Origin of the sequence: Streptomyces sp. SID5785 (genome assembly GCF_009870065.1) — a bacterium.
Classification (GTDB): Bacteria; Actinomycetota; Actinomycetes; order Streptomycetales; family Streptomycetaceae; genus Streptomyces.
This window is the reverse complement of record NZ_WWIA01000323.1, coordinates 1-2,413: the sequence shown is the minus strand read 5'-3', so window position 1 is coordinate 2,413 and position 2,413 is coordinate 1. Positions and strand designations below refer to the sequence as shown.

Below are 2,413 nucleotides of genomic sequence, written 5' to 3'. Positions count from 1 at the left end.
CTGCGGCCGCGCGCACCGCGTCCCGCCGTACGGCCCGAGGGCGAGCTGTCCTTCGACTGGGCGGCCGTGGCCGAGGTCCGCGCCCAGCTGGACCGCCCGGACCCCGCGTGGGCGCGGAGCCTCGGCGACATCACCGCCGAGACGCTCGCCGTCGCGGGCGGCCCGGGCAGCCATGTGCCGCAGGCCGACATCGCCGCGCTCGCCGACCGCGTCCCGCGCGCACGGCTCGTCACGGTGCCGGCCGGTCACCTCGTCCACCGCACCAGCCCCCGCGCGTTCCTCGACGTGGTGCTCCCCTTCCTGCGGCGGGGCGCCGCCGGGTGCGTCGCGCCTGACCCGTCGGGGTGACATTCCGGGGACCGCTCCGCGTTGATACATCCCGTTTGTATGGCTGGCGTGGAGGCTGACCGTCGACCTTTCCGCCGACCCGGAAGACGGCTTCATGCGCCTGTTCAGAACCTCCCGCCTCCTTCCTCTGACCGCCGCCTCGCTCGTCGCCCTCGGCCTCTCCGCGGCGCCCGCCGCCGCCGAGGGCACCGAGTACGCCCGGTACACCCTCGACGCGGCGCCGCCCGCCTCCAGCGGCACCGTCTCCACCGGCGCGACGGGCGGCCCCGAGGGGACGTTCACGACGAACAGCACCCGGCCGCGGGTGTCCGCGGGCGGCTCGGCGTTCCTCGGTGAGCAGACGCCGTTCGGCCAGGTCTACGGCTCCTCCCAGGGCAAGCCCTACCTGAACCTCGCGACGGCATCGGGCCGCACCCCGTCCAGCACCACCTTCACGTTCGACCAGGTCCCGACGCCCGGCGGCTGGGGCATCGCGCTCGGCGACGTCGACGCCGACGACGTCAAGATCTCCGCGACCGGCCCGGACGGACACGCCCTGACGGCGGCCCAGCTCGGCTTCCAGAGCGCGTTCAACTACTGCGACGCCTCGCCGCGGCCGTCCACCTGCACCGGCGGCGGCCCGTTCACCGACCAGCCGACCTGGGTCCCGGGGACCAGCACGCTGCACGGCAGCGGGAGCGACACCTCCGGCGCCTCCGCCTGGCTGCGCCCGACGGCCGAGGTGCGCACCCTGACGCTGACCTTCTCCGTGCGGACCGGGATCCCCGCCTACCAGGTGTGGTTCGCCGCCGAGACGGTCGACATCAGCGGCACCGTCGACGAGACGGACGACACCCCGCTGCCCGAGGACACGGTCGTCGAGCTCCAGCACCCCGACGGCACGCCCGTCCTGGACGACGACAACCACCCGGTCACCGCCGAGCCCGACGAGGACGGTCACTACACGTTCCCCGACGTGGCCACCGGCGACTACGCGGTCCACGTCGAGCCGGGTGACGGCGAGGACGCCTCGGGCGAGGACACCGAGCAGGTCGACGCCACCCACGGCGACGTCGGCGGCGTCGACTTCACCGTCGAGGAGAAGGACGACTGCGGCTGCGACGGCGGCCACGGCTACGGCGACTGACCTCCGGGTCCGCAGCGACGGCAGCGCCCCGGCACCGGATCCCGGTGCCGGGGCGCTCACGTGCGGCCGTACGCGGCCGGGGTCAGGCCGCGGGCTCGGGCTGGACGTCCGTCGCCGGGGTCGGCGTCGTCTGCCGGGGCACGGGCACGGCCTCGGTGCTGTCCCACCGCTTCGACGTGCGGGCGTACAGGGCGATCACGGAGCCGAGCAGGATCAGCAGCAGCGGACCGAAGGCCCAGGGGTGGTCGGCCATCTGGGTCGGCAGCCAGCGGTACGCCACCAGGAGCAGGGTGAACACGACGCCGCCGTAGGCCACCATGCGGGTCGAGGAGAGGTCCCAGCCGCGCGAGAAGGACCGCATCGACGCCTCGATCGTCAGGCAGAACACCACGCCGGCCACGAGGTCGACGCCGTAGTGATAGCCGAAGCCGAGCGTCGCGGTGAGCGTGGCGACGAGCCAGAACGTGCCCGCCCAGCGCATCCATCGCGCGCCCTTGCGGGTGTGCAGGAACAGCGAGACCGCCCACGCGGTGTGCAGGCTCGGCATGCAGTTGCGCGGTGTGATCTCGTCGAACCGGAACGCCTGGGGGGCGCCGATCGTCGGCAGCACGTCGGGCCACACGTTCGCCGCCGCCCACTGGCCGCCGTCGGCGCCGTAGGCGAAGACCGGGCCGACGACCGGGAAGATCATGTAGATCGCCGGGCCGAGCAGCCCGATGGCGAGGAACGTGCGCACCAGGTGATGCTGCGGGAAGCGCCGCTCCGTCGCGACGTTGCGCAGCTGGTACAGGCCCACGAGGGCGGCGGCGAGCGGCAGTTGCCCGTACACGAGGTGGAGGAACATGCCGCCGGCCGGGTCCGTGGCCTCGACGAGCCGGCCGACCAGCCACGACGGGTTGGCGAGCGCGTGGTCGGCGGTGGCGACGTACGCGTCCAGGA

General features: G+C 74.0%; 3 protein-coding genes. 2 read left to right on the top strand and 1 reads right to left on the bottom strand.

Features of this window, described 5'->3' with window-relative positions; all coding sequences use genetic code 11:
• The coding region (locus GTW43_RS10525) for an alpha/beta hydrolase (protein ID WP_237536518.1) at positions 1-348 on the top strand (348 nt) is incomplete at its 5' end.
• A gap of 94 nt (positions 349-442) precedes the next feature.
• Positions 443-1,474, top strand: a complete 1,032-nt coding sequence (locus GTW43_RS10520) for a hypothetical protein (RefSeq protein ID WP_161301381.1) — start codon at positions 443-445, stop codon at positions 1,472-1,474.
• 82 nt (positions 1,475-1,556) lie between these two features.
• On the opposite strand, the gene GTW43_RS10515 is transcribed toward GTW43_RS10520, so the two are convergent.
• Positions 1,557-2,413 (bottom strand): phosphatase PAP2 family protein (locus GTW43_RS10515; protein ID WP_161301380.1); only part of this gene is annotated, 857 nt, incomplete at its 5' end.